Source organism: Microcystis sp. LSC13-02 (assembly GCA_002282935.1).
GTDB lineage: Bacteria > Cyanobacteriota > Cyanobacteriia > Cyanobacteriales > Microcystaceae > Microcystis.
Window position 1 is genome coordinate 12,327 of the sequence record MTBT01000004.1, and the last position, 1,071, is coordinate 13,397.

Annotated in this window: 1 protein-coding gene and 2 pseudogenes; all 3 read left to right on the forward strand. The window is 33.1% G+C overall.

Going from position 1 to position 1,071, the window contains the following annotated elements; genetic code table 11:
• Positions 1-92: 92 nt before the first annotated feature.
• Positions 93-425, forward strand: a pseudogene (locus BGL89_RS00125) (AAA family ATPase); the annotation flags it as partial.
• Between the two features lie 133 nt (positions 426-558).
• Positions 559-837: pseudogene (locus BGL89_RS00130) on the forward strand (AAA family ATPase); the annotation flags it as partial.
• Positions 830-997, forward strand: coding sequence for a hypothetical protein (locus BGL89_RS00135; protein WP_286823600.1), 168 nt, complete (start codon positions 830-832; stop codon positions 995-997). The pseudogene BGL89_RS00130 and the gene BGL89_RS00135, both read left to right, overlap by 8 nt.
• Positions 998-1,071 lie beyond the last annotated feature (74 nt).

A 1,071-nucleotide genomic window follows, 5' to 3' on the forward strand; every position in this document is an offset into this window, starting at 1 on the left:
CAATCCTATTTTCTTGCACTAACATCGGACTTTAACAGGTCAAAAGCTTTATTTTAAAAGGGTTTTACCATTATTCAGCAGACCCTAATTAAGTTTATAATTCTCTGATTGAAAAGATGAGCGGATTAATGGGAGGAGAAATCACGATTTCTAGTCTGGAATCGATCGCACCTATTCAATTTTCTTTCAAATTCGATGAAACCAAAGATTTACCGATGTATTTAGCTTCATCTTCGGTAAATCAATTGACTCTCTTGTATCTTTATCTCAAATATTGGGCCAAGGAAAAAAACAATTTTTTGATGATAGATGAACCAGAAGTTAATTTGCATCCCGAAAATCAAATTCGCTTAATGGATATTTTAGTTCAATTTGTCACCGAGCATGATAATCGAGTTTTGATCACCACCCATAGCCCGATTTTAACCGATATTCTGGTTCTTCGTTACTTGGTATGGTTCGATCAGGGGGCAGAAATCGGCTAAATCCTTATCTGGCAAGGGACTTAATTGATTAGCTCGTTATAACTCCCGTCCATTGCATAACACAAACCGAAGAACCGATATTCTCAACAATTATGTTTATCTTCATACCTTAAAAAGTTATGATGTTGATGTCACAAAAATTATTGAAGATAATCAATTAAAAAATTTAAATCCAGAAATTTCAATTGCTAAAGAAGACTTGGGAGTGTACTTTTTCACGGGTGATAAAATTATTGACTATGGAACCAGTCAATATGGTGTTTATTTTCGTAACTTTAAAGAAGTTATCAACTCTGTGCAGAAATCTGGAGAAATTTTAACCAATCATATCTATTTAGCAGAGAATGAGTAAGTCTAACTCAAAAAAAGAAATATTTTCCCTTAGACAAGAGTTTCATCAAGCTTTAGAAAAATGGGATTTTATTCAAGAAATATCCCTTAGTCAGGATGCGTGTATTGAAATTCAAGAAACAAATAAGAGCGATTTAAAGAAAGTAGTTAGGGCTTGCTGAATAATGGTAAAACCCTTTTAAAATAAAGCTTTTGACCTGTTAAAGTCCGATGTTAGTGCAAGAAAATAGGATTG

What these genes read in the sequence shown, in the direction of transcription:
- BGL89_RS00135 (WP_286823600.1), top strand. Translation starts at nt 830, where the DNA reads ATGAGTAAGTCTAACTCAAAAAAAGAAATATTTTCCCTTAGACAAGAG.